Source organism: Thermomonospora echinospora, from assembly GCF_900108175.1.
In the GTDB taxonomy this organism is placed as follows: domain Bacteria; phylum Actinomycetota; class Actinomycetes; order Streptosporangiales; family Streptosporangiaceae; genus Thermomonospora; species Thermomonospora echinospora.
In genome coordinates this window covers 53,565-69,554 of sequence record NZ_FNVO01000001.1, presented here as the reverse complement: position 1 = coordinate 69,554, position 15,990 = coordinate 53,565, and the positions used below count along the sequence as shown (strand labels likewise).

The 15,990-nt window shown below is 71.6% G+C and carries 15 protein-coding genes; 11 read left to right on the top strand and 4 right to left on the bottom strand.

The window, feature by feature from the left end:
* Window positions 1–42 precede the first annotated feature (42 nt).
* The 6 genes from C4U03_RS00290 (at window position 43) to lipB (ending at window position 7,229) form a co-directional block, all read left to right on the top strand.
* Window positions 43–1,551 (top strand): leucyl aminopeptidase, encoded by a 1,509-nt coding sequence (locus C4U03_RS00290; RefSeq protein WP_103935552.1) that lies wholly within the window; start codon window positions 43–45, stop codon window positions 1,549–1,551.
* A gap of 110 nt (window positions 1,552–1,661) precedes the next feature.
* The gene (gene lpdA / locus C4U03_RS00285) at window positions 1,662–3,038 is read left to right on the top strand and encodes a dihydrolipoyl dehydrogenase (protein WP_103935551.1); all 1,377 of its coding nucleotides are present in this window, start codon (window positions 1,662–1,664) and stop codon (window positions 3,036–3,038) included.
* A 36-nt stretch (window positions 3,039–3,074) separates the two neighbouring features.
* On the top strand, window positions 3,075–4,544 hold the full coding sequence (sucB, locus tag C4U03_RS00280; RefSeq protein ID WP_103935550.1) for a 2-oxoglutarate dehydrogenase, E2 component, dihydrolipoamide succinyltransferase: 1,470 nt from the start codon (window positions 3,075–3,077) through the stop codon (window positions 4,542–4,544).
* Window positions 4,545–4,732: 188 nt separating this feature from the next.
* Window positions 4,733–5,626, top strand: coding sequence for a TIGR01777 family oxidoreductase (locus C4U03_RS00275; protein ID WP_103935549.1), 894 nt, complete (start codon window positions 4,733–4,735; stop codon window positions 5,624–5,626).
* 88 nt (window positions 5,627–5,714) lie between these two features.
* Window positions 5,715–6,446, top strand: a complete 732-nt coding sequence (locus tag C4U03_RS00270; protein WP_103935548.1) for a Type 1 glutamine amidotransferase-like domain-containing protein — start codon at window positions 5,715–5,717, stop codon at window positions 6,444–6,446.
* A 114-nt stretch (window positions 6,447–6,560) separates the two neighbouring features.
* Entirely contained in the window at window positions 6,561–7,229 is a 669-nt protein-coding gene (gene lipB, locus C4U03_RS00265; protein ID WP_103936238.1) for a lipoyl(octanoyl) transferase LipB, read from the top strand.
* 100 nt (window positions 7,230–7,329) lie between these two features.
* On the opposite strand, the gene C4U03_RS00260 is transcribed toward lipB, so the two are convergent.
* Together C4U03_RS00260 and C4U03_RS00255 are read right to left on the bottom strand one after the other, a co-directional pair.
* Window positions 7,330–7,845, bottom strand: a complete 516-nt coding sequence (locus tag C4U03_RS00260; RefSeq protein ID WP_103935547.1) for a YfbM family protein — start codon at window positions 7,843–7,845, stop codon at window positions 7,330–7,332.
* Between the two features lie 123 nt (window positions 7,846–7,968).
* Window positions 7,969–8,301: a YbjQ family protein gene (locus C4U03_RS00255; RefSeq protein ID WP_103935546.1), complete on the bottom strand. Its 333-nt coding sequence runs from the start codon at window positions 8,299–8,301 to the stop codon at window positions 7,969–7,971.
* Window positions 8,302–8,358: 57 nt separating this feature from the next.
* Between C4U03_RS00255 and lipA the strand changes: the two genes are divergently transcribed.
* Together lipA and C4U03_RS00245 are read left to right on the top strand one after the other, a co-directional pair.
* Window positions 8,359–9,285 carry a lipoyl synthase gene (gene lipA, locus C4U03_RS00250; RefSeq protein WP_103935545.1) on the top strand — a complete coding sequence of 309 codons (927 nt, stop codon included), beginning with the start codon at window positions 8,359–8,361 and terminating at the stop codon, window positions 9,283–9,285.
* A 46-nt stretch (window positions 9,286–9,331) separates the two neighbouring features.
* Window positions 9,332–10,024, top strand: coding sequence for a DUF4191 domain-containing protein (locus tag C4U03_RS00245; RefSeq protein ID WP_103935544.1), 693 nt, complete (start codon window positions 9,332–9,334; stop codon window positions 10,022–10,024).
* Window positions 10,025–10,120: 96 nt separating this feature from the next.
* Here C4U03_RS00245 and C4U03_RS00240 read toward each other — a convergent pair whose 3' ends face one another.
* The gene (locus C4U03_RS00240; RefSeq protein WP_103935543.1) at window positions 10,121–10,603 is read right to left on the bottom strand and encodes an RDD family protein; all 483 of its coding nucleotides are present in this window, start codon (window positions 10,601–10,603) and stop codon (window positions 10,121–10,123) included.
* A gap of 267 nt (window positions 10,604–10,870) precedes the next feature.
* Between C4U03_RS00240 and glnA the strand changes: the two genes are divergently transcribed.
* Complete coding sequence (glnA, locus tag C4U03_RS00235) at window positions 10,871–12,295, top strand: type I glutamate--ammonia ligase (RefSeq protein WP_103935542.1); 1,425 nt, start codon at window positions 10,871–10,873, stop codon at window positions 12,293–12,295.
* A gap of 135 nt (window positions 12,296–12,430) precedes the next feature.
* Here the strand turns inward: glnA and C4U03_RS00230 are convergent, their stop codons facing one another.
* Window positions 12,431–13,540, bottom strand: coding sequence for a PP2C family protein-serine/threonine phosphatase (locus C4U03_RS00230; protein ID WP_200826945.1), 1,110 nt, complete (start codon window positions 13,538–13,540; stop codon window positions 12,431–12,433).
* 625 nt (window positions 13,541–14,165) lie between these two features.
* On the opposite strand from C4U03_RS00230, the gene C4U03_RS00225 reads away from it, so the two are divergent.
* Window positions 14,166–15,128, top strand: coding sequence for a phosphatase PAP2 family protein (locus C4U03_RS00225; RefSeq protein WP_235017518.1), 963 nt, complete (start codon window positions 14,166–14,168; stop codon window positions 15,126–15,128).
* A gap of 13 nt (window positions 15,129–15,141) precedes the next feature.
* A complete protein-coding gene (locus tag C4U03_RS00220) occupies window positions 15,142–15,963 on the top strand; it encodes a phosphatase PAP2 family protein (protein ID WP_103935541.1) in 822 nt (273 codons plus the stop codon).
* Window positions 15,964–15,990: the final 27 nt, after the last annotated feature.

Genomic DNA, 15,990 nt, shown 5'->3' with positions numbered 1-15,990 from the left:
AAAGAACGAAACAGGTCAGCCGGAGGACTAGCATCGGATTACGTGACGACCATCAGTCTTGCCAGCACAGCCCCGTCGGCTCTGGAAGTCGACGCGATCGTGATCGGGATCGTTCCCGACGAGCCCGCCGCCCCGGACGCCGCAGGCCCGGGGCTCCGGACGGCCGGCGGCGCGCAGGATGTCGACCGTGCCCTCGACGGCCGGCTGGCCGCCGCGCTCAGCGCGCTGGGCGCGACCGGCAAGGCCGGTGAGATCACCAAGCTGCCCACCCTGGGCGCCCTGACCGCCCCCGTCGTGGTGGCCGCCGGGCTCGGCGCCGACGCCGGCCCGGACGCGCTGCGGCGCGCGGCCGGCGCGGCGGTGCGCTCGCTGGCCGGGTCGGCCAGGGTGGCCCTGGCGCTGCCTGCGGGCTCGGCCGAGGAGGTGGCCGCGGTGGCGCTGGGCGCGCTGCTGGGCAACTACTCCTTCGGGCGGTACCGCACCGGCGAGCGCAAGGAGCCGGTCGCCGAGCTCACCGTGCTGACCGGTGAGGAGACCGGTGGCGCCGTCGAGGCGCTGGAGCGGGCCCGGACGCTGGCGTCCTCGATCACGCTGGTGCGCGACCTGGTGAACACCCCGCCGTCCGACCTCGGCCCCGAGGACCTCGCGCAGATCGCCGCGAAGGTGGCCGGCGAGGTGGGGCTGGGCGTGCAGGTCCTGGACGAGAAGGAGCTGGCCGAGGGCGGCTACGGCGGCATCGTGGGCGTTGGGCAGGGCTCGGTCCGCCCGCCGCGCCTGGTCCGGCTGTCCTACACCCACCCCGAGGCCGAGCGGACGGTGGTGTTCGTCGGCAAGGGCATCACCTTCGATACCGGCGGCCTGTCTCTCAAGCCGGCCGACGCCATGGACTGGATGAAGTCCGACATGGGCGGGGCGGGCGCCGTGCTGGGCGCGCTGCGCGCCATCGCCCTGCTGAAGACGAAGGTCAACGCGATCGGCTACCTGCCGCTGGCCGAGAACATGCCCAGCGGTACCGCGCAGCGTCCCTCCGACGTGCTGACCATCTACGGCGGCAAGACGGTGGAGGTGCTCAACACCGACGCCGAGGGCCGCCTGGTCATGGCCGACGCGCTGGCGCGCTCCGGCGAGGACTCCCCCGACCTGCTGGTGGACGTCGCCACGCTGACCGGGGCGCAGCTGGTGGCGCTGGGCACCCGGACGTTCGGGGTGATGGCCAACGACGACGAGGTCCGTGAGAGGGTGGTCGCCGCGGCCGGGCGCGTCGGGGAGGCGTCCTGGCCCATGCCGCTGCCGCCGGAGCTGCGCAAGGGGCTGGACTCGGCGGTGGCCGACATCGCCAACATCAGCAGCGAGCGCTGGGGCGGGATGCTCGTGGCGGGCGTGTTCCTGGCGGAATTCGTCCCCGAGGGCGTCCGGTGGGCGCACCTGGACATCGCCGGCCCCGCCTTCAACAAGGGCGAGCCCTACGGCGACACCCCCAAGGGCGGCACCGGCGCCGCGACCCGCACGCTGGTGCAGATCGCCGAGGACGTGGCCGCCGGGACGCTGTGAGCCTTATCGCGGCGTATCCCGCAGTGTCGCCGCGAAAAAAGTGAAAAGATTTCCCTACGGTCCCCTGCCGGGACGTGAGCAGGTACGACCACGCGCAAAGGAGCGTTCAGTTGGCCAACGGCGACCCCTTCGACATCGTCGTCCTGGGTGGTGGCAGCGGCGGATACGCGTGTGCCCTGCGGGCTGCGGAGCTCGGCATGACGGTGGCGCTGATCGAGCGGGACACCCTCGGCGGCACCTGCCTCAACCGGGGCTGCATCCCGACCAAGGCGCTGCTGCACGCCGCCGAGGTCGCCGACCAGGCCCGTGAGGCCGCCGCGTTCGGCGTCCGGGCGACCTTCGAGGGCGTCGACGTGCCGGGCGTGCACGCCTACAAGGACAAGGTGGTCTCCACCACCGTCAAGGGCCTGACCGGCCTGATCAAGTCCAAGGGCATCACCGTGGTGGCGGGCGAGGGCCGGCTGGCCGGGCCCACCCGTGTGCAGGTCGGCGACGAGGTCTACGAGGGCCGGCACATCGTGCTGGCCACCGGCTCGGCGCCCCGTTCGCTGCCCGGCCTGGACATCGACGGCGAGCGGGTCATCTCCAGCGACCACGCGCTGGTGCTGGACCGAGTGCCCGGCTCGGTGATCGTGCTGGGCGGCGGCGTGATCGGCGTGGAGTTCGCCAGCGTCTGGCGCTCGTTCGGTGCCGAGGTGACCATCGTCGAGGCGCTGCCGCACCTGCTGCCGCTGGAGGAGGAGTCCAGCTCCAAGCGGCTGGAGCGGGCCTTCCGCAAGCGCGGTATCAAGTTCGAGCTGGGTGCCCGCTTCGAGGGCGTCCAGACCACCGGGGACGGCGTGTCGGTGACCCTGGAGGGCGGCAGGACGCTGGACGCCGAGCTGCTGCTGGTCGCGGTCGGCCGCGCGCCGGTCTCCGAGGGGCTCGGCTTCGAGGACGCCGGCGTCGAGCTGGAGCGCGGCTTCGTCAAGGTGGACGAGTACTGCCGCACCTGTGTGCCCACCATCAGCGCCGTCGGCGACCTGATCGCAACGCCGCAGCTGGCGCACGTGGGGTTCGCCGAGGGCATCGGTGTCGCCGAGCGGCTCGGCGGGCTGTCGCCCGCCCCCATCGACTACGACGGCGTGCCCCGCATCGCCTACTGCGACCCGGAGGTGGCCTCGGTCGGCCTCACCTCCGCCCAGGCGACCCAGCGGGGATACGAGATTTCGCAGGTCACCTATGATCTTGCCGGTAACCCCAAGAGCAAGATCCTGGGCACCCAGGGCGAGGTCAAGGTGATCGCCGAGAAGAACGGACGGGTGCTGGGCGTGCACATGGTGGGCGCCCGGGTCGGCGAGCTCATCACCGAAGGCCAGCTCATCTACAACTGGGAGGCCCTCCCGTCCGAGGTCGCGCAGCTGATCCACCCCCATCCGACCCAGTCCGAAGCGGTCGGCGAGGCACACCTGGCGCTCGCCGGCAAGCCACTGCACGTGCACGGCTGATCCGCCCGCACATATTCGAAGGAGTCGCTGAGAGCCATGCCGGTCTCCGTCACCATGCCCCAGCTCGGCGAGAGCGTCACCGAGGGCACCGTCACCCGCTGGTTGAAGAAGGAGGGTGAGCACGTCGCGACGGACGAGCCGCTTCTCGAAGTGTCGACCGACAAGGTCGACACCGAGATCCCTTCGCCTGCGTCGGGCGTTCTGACCAGCATCACCGTCGCCGAGGACGAGACCGTGGAGGTCGGCGCCGAGCTGGCGGTCATCTCCTCCGAGGACGAGGCCCCGGCCGCCGAGGCCGAGCCGGCCGCGCCCGCCGCCGAGCCCGCCCAGGAGCCGGAGCCCGCGCAGGAGCCCCGGCAGGAGGCCCCCGCGCAGTCCGCCCCGCCCGCCTCCTGGCCGCCGCCCGCGCAAGCCGCGCAGCCCGCGCCCCAGGCGCCTGCGCAGCCCGCCCCGCAGCAGGCTCCGGCCCCGCAGCCCCAGCCGCAGGCCGCGCCCCAGCCGCAGGCCGCGCCCGAGGCGCCCGCGCCGTCCGGTGAGGGCCCCTACGTGACGCCGCTGGTGCGCAAGCTGGCCTCCGAGCACGGTGTGGACCTGTCGGAGGTCAAGGGCACCGGCGTCGGCGGCCGCATCCGCAAGCAGGACGTGCTCGAGGCCGCCAAGGCCAAGGAGGCCGCCGCCAAGCAGGCCGCCGCCCCGGCTCCGGCTCCGGCCGCGGCCGCACCGCAGGCCCCGAGCCGGCCCGCTCCGGCCCATGCGGCACCCTCCTCCGAGGCGCTGCAGCTGCGCGGCAAGACCGAGAAGATGACCCGGACCCGGCAGACCATCGCCCGCCGGATGGTCGAGTCGCTGCAGGTCTCCGCCCAGCTCACCACCGTGGTCGAGGTGGACGTCACCAAGATCGCGCGGCTGCGGGAGCGGGCCAAGGCCGACTTCGCCGCGCGCGAGGGTGTCAAGCTGTCGTTCATGCCGTTCTTCGCGCAGGCGGCGGTCGAGGCCCTTAAGGTCCACCCCAAGCTGAACGCGGTCATCAACAGCGAGACCAACGAGGTCACCTACTACGACGTGGAGAACCTCGGCATCGCGGTGGACGTGCCCGAGCGCGGCCTGATGGTCCCGGTCATCCACAACGCCGGCCAGCTCAACCTGGCCGGGCTGGCGCAGCGGATCGCCGATCTGGCCGAGCGCACCCGCATCAACAAGCTGAGCCCGGACGAGGTGTCCGGCGGCACGTTCACGCTGACCAACACCGGCAGCCGGGGCGCGCTGTTCGACACCCCGATCCTCAACCAGCCGCAGGTCGCCATGCTGGGCACCGGCTCGGTCGTCAAGCGCCCGGCCGTCATCGACGACCCCGACCTCGGCGAGGTCATCGCGGTCCGGTCGATGGTCTACCTGGCCCTGACCTACGACCACCGGCTGATCGACGGCGCCGACGCCGCCCGCTTCCTCGGCACCATCAAGCAGCGTCTGGAGGAGGGCAACTTCGAGTCCGAGCTCGGCCTCTGACCCGTCGCCCTCCGTGTCGGACCCCGCCGCTCCCCCACCGGGGGCGGCGGGGTTCTGCCATGCCGGGTACGGGTACACCGCCCTACGGCCGTCACGGCGAGGACGCTCCACTGCCGAAACCGTTCGGCTGCCCCCTCCCGCCGGCGACCGGCCCGAGTACCCGAGTCGACGTCTCCTGGAACGGATTCATGAAGATCGCGATCACCGGGGCTTCCGGGCTCATCGGAAGCGCGCTGGCGCACAGTCTCGAAACCGACGGGCATCAGGTCCTGCGGCTCGTCCGGCGCGAGCCGCAGGAGCCCGGCGAGGTGCGATGGAACCCTGGCGGGGACGTCGACACCGCGGCGCTGGAGGGCGTCGGCGCGGTCGTTCACCTGGCCGGGGCCGGGATCGGCGACAGGCGGTGGAACGAGGAGTACAAGCGGCGGATCCGCGACAGCCGGGTGGCGGGGACGCGGACGATCGCCACCGCGCTGGCCGGGCTCAACGACAGGCCCGCCGTGCTGGTATGCGGGTCGGCGGTCGGCTACTACGGCGACACCGGCGACCGGGAGGCCGGCGAGGACGCCCCGCAGGGCGAGGGTTTCCTCGCCCGGCTCGTGGCCGACTGGGAGGCGGCGGCCCGGCCCGCCGCCGACGCCGGGATCCGGCTGGTGCTGCCGCGCACCGGGGTGGTGCTGTCGCGGCGGGGCGGGGTGCTGGGCAGGCTGCTGCCGCTGTTCAAGCTGGGGCTGGGCGGCCGGTTGGGCGGCGGACGGCAGTGGATGAGCTGGATCTCGCTGGCTGACCAGGTGGCTGCGCTGCGGTTCCTCATCGACGGGGATCTGTCCGGCCCGGTGAACCTGACCGCGCCCCAGCCCGTCACCAACGCCGAGTACACCAAGGCGCTGGCCAGGGCGGTGGGACGCCCCGCCCCCTGGGTGGCGCCGAAGCTTCCGCTGAGGCTCGCGATGGGCGGCTTCGCCGACGAGGCGCTGTTCGTCAGCCAGCGGGTCGTGCCGCGCCGGCTGACCGAGGCCGGGTTCGTCTTCGCCCACCCGGAGCTGGCGGGGGCGCTGCAGGCGGAACTGGCGCGCCGGTGAGTTCAAGATTGGCCAAAGTGACCCCCTGACTGGACCTGTGGTCCTACGGTGACCTGCGATATGACAGATCCACTGAGGGGGTGGCGAGATGGGCACTGACGGGCAGCCGCACATTCTGGCGATCGGCGGGGGCACGTTCGTCCCCGACGACCGGTACGGGCTGGCTCCCAGCCCGCTGCTGCGGTACGCGCTCGACCTGACCGGCCAGGACCGGCCGCGGGTGTGCTTCCTGCCCACCGCGCTGGGCGACGGCGCCGAGCACGTGGCACGCGGGTACGCGGCGCTGTCGGGGCTCGATGTGGAGACCAGCCATCTGGTGCTGTTCCCGATGCCCAACATCGCCGACATGCGGTCCCACCTGCTCAGTCAGGACCTGCTGTACGTGTTCGGCGGCAGCGTCGCCAACCTGCTGGCCCTGTGGCGCCTGCACGGCCTGGACGACATTCTGCGCGAGGCCTGGCAGGAGGGCGTGGTCCTGGCCGGGCAGAGCGCCGGCGCCCTGTGCTGGCACGTGGGCGGCAACACCGACTCCTTCGGGCCGCTGTTGCGTCCGCTGACCGACGGCCTGGGCTTCCTGCCGTACTCGTGCGGCGTCCACTACGACAGTGACCCGCAGCGGCGGCCGCTGCTGCAGCGGCTGGTGGGCGAGGGCACGCTGCCGGCCGGATACGCCGCCGACGAGGGGGTCGGCCTGCACTATGTGGGCACCGAGCTGGTACAGGCGGTCTCCTACCGCCCCGAGGGCCGCGCCTACAGCGTCGAGCCCGACGGCTCCGGCGCCGCCAAGGAGACGGTGATCGAGCCGCGCATGCTGTCGTGACGTGAGATCGGCGGCAACCCCGGTCACGCCCGTTCCCGCGGACGTAGGCTGGTCACCGTGACAGACGTACTTGAGGCGGGCGGGACCCAGGCGGCGGCGACACGTACCGGCGACCTGGTCATCGTCCACGTGGGGTTCGGGGAGCACGCCATCCCGTACGAGACCGCCTGGGAACTCCAGCGGCGCACCCAGGAGCGGCGAATCGCCGGGGAGATCCCCGACACGGCGCTGCTGCTGGAGCACCAGCCGGTGTACACCGCGGGCAAGCGGACCACTCCGCTGGACCGGCCGCTCACCGACCCGGGTGCCCCGGTGATCGACGTGGACCGCGGCGGCAACATCACCTGGCACGGTCCCGGCCAGCTGACCGGCTACCCGATCGTCCGGCTGCCCGACCCGGTGGACGTGATCTCCTACGTGCGGCGGCTGGAGACCATGATGATGAAGGTCTGCGCCGAGCTGGGGCTGGAGACCGTCACCGTGGAGGGCCGCCGGGGGCTGTGGGTGCCGGGCCGGCCGGACCGCAAGATCGGTTCGATCGGCGTGCGGGTCTCGCGCGGCGTGACCATGCACGGCTTCATGCTCAACTGCGACTGCGACATGTCCTGGTTCGACCGCATCGTGCCGTGCGGCATCCGGGACGTGGGATCCACCTCGCTCAGCGAGGAACTGGGCCGCCGGGTCCCCGTCCAGGAGATCCTGCCCCTGGTGGAACGGCACCTGGCCGAGGTGCTGGGCGTCCGGGAGACCTTCCACCGCACGCTCGCCCAGCTCACCGGCTGAACCCGCCTTCCGGGGCGGCTCCAAGGCCCTGCGGGCGGAGATCCGCGCCCGGCGCGACGCCGGGGCGAAGTCCGGCCCCGGCGTGACGGCCGGGGCCGGGTCAGGAGTCCTGGGGGACCATCACCTTGTAGACGGCCTGGCCGTCGGCCGCCGCCGCCGCGAACAGCCGGGTGAGCCGCTCGTAGGCAGGGCGGAGCACCCGGTCCCGCGTCGTCTCGTCCATCCCGGCGGCGTCCTGCACCTCGGCGGCGGCCATCGCGGCCGGGTCGAACCGCCCGGCCAGCGTGTCGAACGAGGTGCCGGTCAGCAGGTCGGCGGCGGGCCGGACCCGCTCGGGGACCAGGTGGATCACGTCCATGCCCAGCCCGTCCGCGCCATCCTCGGTGAGCAGCCGGCCGCCGCACACCACGTCGGCCCCGGGCTGGCGGCCGTCCCACGGATCGCCGGTGATCAGATAGTGCAGCGCCTGCCAGGCGCCACCCACGTCCAGCATCCGGTCCGCCGGATGGCGCCGGCGCCAGTCCGCCCGGCCGAACACCAGATGGGCGATCCGGCCCGGATCCTGCTCGCCCTCAAGCGACGGGGGCAGCCTGAGGTACGACATCGCCAGGCCCACGACATGGCTCCTTCACCTACGACTCGGTAACGACAACAGGGAGTCACCCTAGAGAGATCGACGGCCACGCCGGTCCGGAACACCGGAATCGGTGCGCGATCCCCGGTCCTGGCGCCCGAATCGTTACGGTTCCTCAATCCGGCGAGCCCGGACGGCGGTGCCGTACGCGCAGATCTCCAGGCCGCCCTCGCGCAGCTCGCTGGTCTCGAACCGCATCGCCAGCACCGCGTCCGCGCCCAGCTCCCCGGCCGCCTCCCTCAGTCGCCTGCGCGCCTCCAGCCGGCCCTCGTGCAACTGGCCGGCCAGCCCGCGGGCCTCGCCGCCGCCGAAGAAGGTGCGCAGCCCCGCCTCGATCTGCGAGGCGGGCGCCCGCACGACGACGGTCAGGCCGAACACGTCGCCGAGCACCTCGGTCACCTGGTGGCCCGGCAGGTCGTTCATCGTGCTCAGGATCATCTTGGCTCCCGGGTTCGGGCCGGTCGGAGGGTGCCGCCCAGCACGTACATTAGAGGGGTGACTGCGGTGACCCCTGAGGGGCGCAAGCTCCTTCGCATAGAAGTCCGTAACAGCCAGACGCCGATCGAGCGCAAGCCGCCGTGGATCAAGACGCGGCTGAAGATGGGCCCGCAGTACCGCGAGCTCACCAGGCTGGTCAAGGACGAGGGCCTGCACACGGTGTGCCAGGAGGCCGGCTGCCCCAACATCTACGAGTGCTGGGAGGACCGGGAGGCCACCTTCCTGATCGGCGGCGACCAGTGCACGCGGCGCTGCGACTTCTGCCAGATCGACACCGGCAAGCCCGCCGCCTACGACCCCGACGAGCCGCGCCGGGTGGCCGAGTCGGTGGCCTCGATGGGGCTGCGGTACGCCACGGTGACCGGGGTGGCCCGCGACGACCTGCCCGACCAGGGCGCCTGGCTGTACGCCGAGACGGTGCGGCAGATTCACCAGGCGGTGCCCGGCTGCGGTGTGGAGCTGCTGATCCCCGACTTCAACGGGGTGCCCTCGCTGCTGGCCGAGGTGTTCGGGGCGCGCCCGGAGGTGCTCGCGCACAACGTGGAGACGGTGCCGCGCATCTTCAAGCGCATCCGTCCCGCGTTCCGCTACGAGCGGTCCCTGGAGGTGCTGACCCGGGCCCGCCAGGCGGGGCTGGTCACCAAGTCCAACCTGATCCTGGGCATGGGCGAGACCCGCGAGGAGGTCTCCCAGGCGCTGCGCGACCTGCACGCGGCAGGCTGTGAGCTGGTCACCATCACCCAGTACCTGCGGCCGTCCCCGCGCCACCACCCGGTCGAGCGGTGGGTCAAGCCCGAGGAGTTCGTCGAGCTGTCCGCCGAGGCCGAGGAGATCGGCTTCGCCGGGGTGATGTCCGGGCCGCTGGTGCGCTCCAGCTACCGGGCCGGCCGGCTCTACCGGCAGGCCGTGGACGCCCGTCGGTAAACGCCGGTCAACGTACGCCACCGGGAACACGACTATCCTGAGGGGCATGTCGAACAACGCCACGGATGCCGGGAAGAGCCCCGGTCGCCTCAAGCAGATCCGCATGATCGCCCAGATCCTGCGGCAGGCGGACCCGAAGGCCCTCCCGATCGTCGTCGGCGCCGCGCTCGGCACTCTGGTGCTGTTCGTGGTCATCGGACTGGTCTTCGGCGGCCTGTGGTTCTTCGCCCCGCTGGGCGTGCTGGTGGCGGTGCTGGTGGGCATGATCCTGTTCGGCCAGCTGGCCCAGCGCGCCCAGTACAAGATGATCGCCGGGCAGCCGGGAGCGGCCGCGGCGATCCTGAAGTCGATGCGCGGCAACTGGACGGTCACCGAGGCGGTGAACGGCAACCGCAACATGGACATGGTGCACCGGGTGGTCGGCCGGCCCGGGGTGATCCTGGTCTCGGAGGGCCCCTCCAGCCGGGTGGGCCAGCTGCTCGGCGCGGAGAAGAAGCGCATCTCCCGGGCCGCCCAGCAGGTGCCGATCTACGACGTGCAGGTCGGTGAGGAGGAGGGGCAGGTGCCGGTCGGCAAGCTGCAGCGGCACCTGATGAAGCTGCCCCGCAACCTCAACAAGGCGCAGGTCATGGAGCTCAACGACCGGCTCCGGGCGCTGCCGCAGAAAATACAGATGCCCAAGGGCCCGATCCCGCGCAACGTGCGGATGCCCAAGGGGCCCCGCCCCAAGACCCGCTAGCCGCCCGGTCTCCCCGAAGACGTCGACGCCACCGCGCTCACGCGGTGGCGTCGGTGTTTGCGTCGGTGTTCCAGGGCGGCGGGGGCGCCGCCGGTCTCAGAGGTTGATCACGGCGGTGTTGGCGGCCCGGTCGTGCAGGCCCCGGTGATCACGGTCCCACAGCAGCGCCGGGACAACGGTCAGGATCAGCAGGGTGCGCACCAGCGCCCACACCGGCCCGACCGGGCGGCCGTCCAGGCGGACGACGCGGATGCCGCACAGCCGCTTGCCGAGCGTCATCCCGATCGTGGCGGTCAGCACCACGGCCTGCAGCCCGAACAGCCCCAGCGTCAGCAGGCTGCGGCCCGGCGGGGACAGCTCGAACGCGCGGGCCAGGAACGCGGAGATGAGCATGCACAGGCCCCAGTCCACGAACAGGGCGACCAGCCGGCGGCCGTAGCCGGCGACGGCCTGGGATCCGTGTTCGGGAAGGCCCAGCCGCTGCCCCGGATATCCCAGATCCGCACCGGCCGAGCGCGCTCCGCCCAGCCAGGTCTGCGTCCAACGCGGCCCGCCCGCCGTCTGCCTGCCACTGCTCATGACCCCCACGGTATCCGCTGATCCGGCCGGTCCCCGACGCCGGGCGGGCTCCCCGCCCCGGGCCCGGGGCGCGCCTCGGCGAGCCGCGGCCGGGACGGGGGCCGATGCCGGTGTCGGAGCGGGGTCTGCGGGTAGATCGGCAGGGGTGGTCTCCGCCATGTCACAGCCCGACATGATGCGTAACACACGCGAAACATTTGGGACACGGCCGGGAAACGGCCTGCTCCTAGCTTTTCGAGAAGCACCAAAGCGCCCCAGGGAGGTTGGATGTTCAGCAGCGCCGGTGAGGTTCTGAGCTACATAGAGGCCGAAGGCATTCAGTTCGTCGACTGCAGGTTCGTGGATCTTCCCGGCACCGTGCAGCACTTCACGTTCCCCGTGGAGAACTTCGGCGAGAGCGTCTTCACCGAGGGCCTGATGTTCGACGGGTCCTCCATCCGCGGCTTCCAGGAGATCCACGAGTCCGACATGCTGCTGCTGCCGGACCCGACCACCGCGGTCGTCGACCCGTTCCGCCAGCACAAGACGCTGAACATCACGTTCTTTGTGCACGACCCGCTGACCGGCGAGCCCTACAGCCGCGACCCGCGTAACGTGGCCAAGAAGGCCCAGGACTACCTCAAGAGCACCGGCATCGCCGACACGGTGTACTTCGGCCCGGAGGCCGAGTTCTACATCTTCGACGACGTCCGGTTCGAGACCAAGCCGAACGCCGGCTACTACTACCTCGACTCGATCGAGGGAGCCTGGAACACCGGCCGCGAGGAGGCCGGCGGCAACCTCGGCGCCAAGCCCCCCTACAAGGGCGGCTACTTCCCGGTCCCGCCGATGGACCACTACACCGACCTGCGCTCGGAGATGGTGGCCAGGCTGCTCGAGGTCGGCATCAAGGTGGAGATGCAGCACCACGAGGTCGGCACCGCCGGCCAGGCCGAGATCGACTTCCGCTTCGGCGAGATGCTCACCACCGCCGACCAGCTGATGCTCTACAAGTACGTGGTCAAGAGCGTGGCGCGGGCGGCCGGCAAGACGGTGACCTTCATGCCCAAGCCGATCTTCGGTGACAACGGCTCGGGCATGCACTGCCACCAGTCGCTGTGGAAGGACGGCTCGCCGCTGTTCTACGACGAGGTCGGCTACGCCGGGCTGTCGGACACCGCGCGCTGGTACATCGGCGGCCTGCTCAAGCACGCCCCGTCGCTGCTGGCGTTCACCAACCCGACCGTCAACTCCTACCACCGGCTGGTGCCCGGCTACGAGGCCCCGGTCAACCTGGTGTACTCGCAGCGCAACCGGTCGGCGTGCATCCGGGTGCCGATCACCGGCTCCAACCCCAAGGCCAAGCGCATCGAGTTCCGGGTGCCGGACCCGTCCTGCAACCCGTACCTGGCGTTCTCGGCGATGCTGATGGCCGGCATCGACGGCATCAAGAACAAGATCGAGCCGCCGGAGCCGGTCGACAAGGACCTCTACGAGCTGCCGCCGGAGGAGGCCCGCGCCATCCCGCAGGTGCCCGGCTCGCTGGAGGCCGTCCTCAACCGGCTGGAGACCGACCACGAGTACCTGCTCGAGGGCGGCGTCTTCACCGAGGACCTGGTCCAGACCTGGATCTCCTACAAGCGCGAGAACGAGCTGGACCCGATCCGGCTCCGCCCGCACCCGCACGAGTTCGAGCTCTACTACGACATCTGATCTCGTGAGGCGTTGGCCTGGGCGGCGGGCTGTGGGCCGGCCGCCTGGGACGCGCCGGGGGCGTCCGCCCGTCGCGGAAGGCCACCGGCCGGCTCTCTCCGGGGGCTCCGGCCGGTGGCCTTTCGCGTGCGTGGGTCAGGCCGGGACGGCCGCGTGGGCGCGGCGGAGGGTCAGCACGGCGATGTCGTCGCGGAACCTTTCCCTGGTGTACCGCCGCAGTTCGGTGCGCAGGAAGGAGACCACCTCGCTGGGCGAGGTGCCGTGACAGGCTCCCAGGCGGTCCGCCAGCGGATAGAACGCTCCGGAGGAGTCACGGGCCTCGGTGATGCCGTCCGTGCACAGCAGGAGGGTGGCCCCGGCGGGAAAGTCGAACCATTCGACGGTACGCGATTCCGGGACGAGGGCGCCGAGCCCCAGGGGGACGCCCGCCTCGTGCCGGAGCACCGTTCCGGTCCGCTGGTCCAGGATGTACGGCGGTACGTGACCGCAGTTGACGGCACAGGCCCGGGGCCCGTCGTCGAAGCCCAGGACGAGGGCGGTGACGAAGCGCTCCCGCTCGCCGATCTCCTTGGCGAAGGCGTTCTGGCGGACGACGGCGCTCTCCAGGGCGTCCACGACGTCGAGGAGGTCCGGCTGCCAGTAGGCGGCCTCCCGGAAGGCGCCCAGCACCGTGAGGGCCATCCCGATGGCGCGCAGGCCCTTGCCCTGGACGTCGGCGATGAGCACCCGGCTGCCGTACGGCGAGGCGATGACCTCGTAGACGTCGCCGCCGACCATGCTGTCCTCCTCCGCCGGCTCGTACATCCCGTCGACCACGAGCTGGTCCGTGCGCAGCGGCAGCGGGCGCAGGATCTGCCGTTGCAGGGTGGCGGCCGCCGAACGCAGCCGCAGGATCCGCTCCTCCCCGGCGATCCGCCGCCGGCACGACACGACGCTCCAGGCGCCGAGGGCCAGGGAGAGCAGGCACACCGTCGCGCCGGTGACGGGATTGCTGAGCGGATCGGCGATCACCGAGATCACGACGAGCAGGCCGGCCCACACGGCCGTGGCGGCGGTCTGCCGCACCGTCCCCCTGCCGGAGATGTAGGGGGGAAGGAAGATGAGCAGAAGCGCCAGCCTCGCCTCCGCGGGGCTCAGCAGGGTGAGCACCATGATGACCACGGGAAGTCCCACGAGCCACAACAGCAGGACCCCGTTGCCGAGCCCGCCCGCCCTGGACTCCTCCAGATCGTCAGGGGTGTGCACGCTCGCCCGCTCCCCTCGTCCGTCCGGGATACCTCCGGATGTCCGTCCCGTCGCCCGCCGCCTCGTGCGGGCGGACCGGATTCTGCCCTTTCACGCCTCTGAAATTCCTCGGTGACCGGTTCTTGCGGGCGTGCCGGGCCCGCACGGAACGGTGCCGGGCCCGCACGGAAGGAGAGGGCGACGCGGTGGCGGCCCTTGACCGCGACCAGGGTCGACCCTGAGATCGGACACTGGAGGGATCAGGGCGGCGGGGAGTGCCACCCGAGCATGATCGCTCCGGCCGGTCGGGGGCGGTGGCCTCGTCCGCCGGAGGAACGGACCGGCGAGGTGGCCGAGGCGTTGCGCGACCTGGGGTCCACCCGGACGGAGCGCTGTTTTCCAGCGTCGCCGGAGCACCCGTGGTGGGGCTCGTGGGCGGCGCGCGGGCCGCCCAAACTCCACCTTGGTCTGTTGCGGTCGGCGCCTTTCTCCCCCGTAAGTCCCGGATGCCGCGCAAGGGACCTACTACTCAAGTCTGAGACCAAGACCGTTCGTCGCGGTGATCTCAAACGAGGGGCGGCCGACCAAGATGGATATCATGGTCCCCACCGCCCCTCCAACCCCATGCGGACACTTCTTCCGGCCCGTGCCAGGGTCGGCCCGGACGGCTTCCCGGCCCTGGTCCTCCCGGCTGCTCGCCGCCCCTCCGGTGTGGCGCGAGTTGCTGCTGCTCGTGCTGTTCTACAGCGCGTACACCCTCACCAGGCTGGTGCTCAACGGGGGCGGCACGGCGGTGGCCTTCCAGAACGCCGGTGAGATCCTCGCGCTGGAGCGGGCGCTGGGCATCGATGTGGAGCTGAGCCTGAACGAGGCGCTGCTGGAGGTCTCCTGGCTGGCCCGCGCGGCCAACTACTTCTACGGCACCGCCCACTTCGCGGTGACGCTGGGCATCGTGGTGTGGCTGTACCGGTACCGTCCGCAGCACTACCGGTGGCTGCGGACGGCGCTGATGGCGGCCACGGCGGTGGCGTTGCTCGGCTTCTGGCTCTATCCGCTGGCCCCGCCGCGCTTCCTGCCGGGCGAGGGCTTCGTGGACCCGGTGCAGGCGCTGGGCTCGTGGGGACTGTACTCGGGCCAGAGCGCGGGCACGCTGACCAACCAGTACGCGGCGATGCCGTCCATGCACGCGGGCTGGGCGCTGTGGTGCGGGTTCGTGCTGGTGCTGCTGGGCACCCAACGGTGGGTGAAGGCGGTGGGCGTGCTGTACCCGCTGGTCACGGTGCTGGTGATCCTCGCCACCGCCAACCACTACATCGTGGACGCCGTGGTGGGCGTCGCCCTGGTGCTGGGGGCGCTGGCCTTGTCGCGAGCCCTGTACGCACGGCGGCCGGTCCTCCTCGCCCGCCGCCCCCGGACCGGGCCGGCGGCCGGCTCCCCGGCCTGTGAGCGGGTGACCTGCGACGCGCCGGCCATGCCTCGGCTCGTCCCGGTGCCGTCGGCCTCCGTACGGCCGGGCCGGGACGCGGCACCGCCGGTCCCACCGTCGCGGTCCCCCGGCGAGGGCGGCGACTCACCGGTCGCCGGGGATGCCTCGATGACCTCCGTCTGAGAATCTTGTCTGCATGGCCAGGCCCGTGATCCGCCTCATCGGCAGCCGTGGACGGCGAGCGGCCGGGGAGGCCGGGGAGGCCGGGCGCGACGCCGAACGGGCGCACGACCGGATGCCGGGCCGACCGCGCTGGTGGGTCGAGTTATCACTGATTGCGCTCTGTTACCACGCGTACTCGATGGTGCGCAACCTTGTGCCGCACGACCACGCCGCGTCGGTCGGCCGGGCCTACGAGATCCTGCGGATCGAGGACGCCCTGCACATCGACATCGAGTACGGCGTCAACCGGCTGTTCACGACCTGCTCGTGGCTCGGCGTCACGGCGAACTACTACTACGCCACGCTGCACTTCGCGGTGACGCTCGGGGTGCTGGTGTGGCTGTACGTGCGGCGCCCGGCGCGGTACGCCACCTACCGCTGGATCCTGGTCGCCACGACGCTCACCGCGCTGATCGGCTTCTGGTCCTATCCGCTCGCCCCGCCCCGGATGCTGCCGGGGTACACCGACACCGTCGTCGCCTTCAACACCTGGGGGCTGTACGACTCCTCGCCGGTGGCGACGATCTCCAACCAGTACGCGGCCATGCCCTCGCTGCACACGGCCTGGTCGCTGTGGTGCGCGCTGGCGATCCTCGCCGTCGTCCGCAAGGTCTGGGTACGGATCCTGGCGGTGCTCTATCCGGTGGGGACCATCGTAGTGATCATGGGCACCGCCAACCACTTCGTCCTGGACGCGGGCGGCGGCATGGCGGTGCTGCTGGTCGGATGGATGTTCGGGCAGGGCACCGTACGGGTCGTGGGGTATGGGATGCAGATGGTGCGCAGCACTACCTGAGTGTCCCAAGCGTGTCGTGGGGCCAGT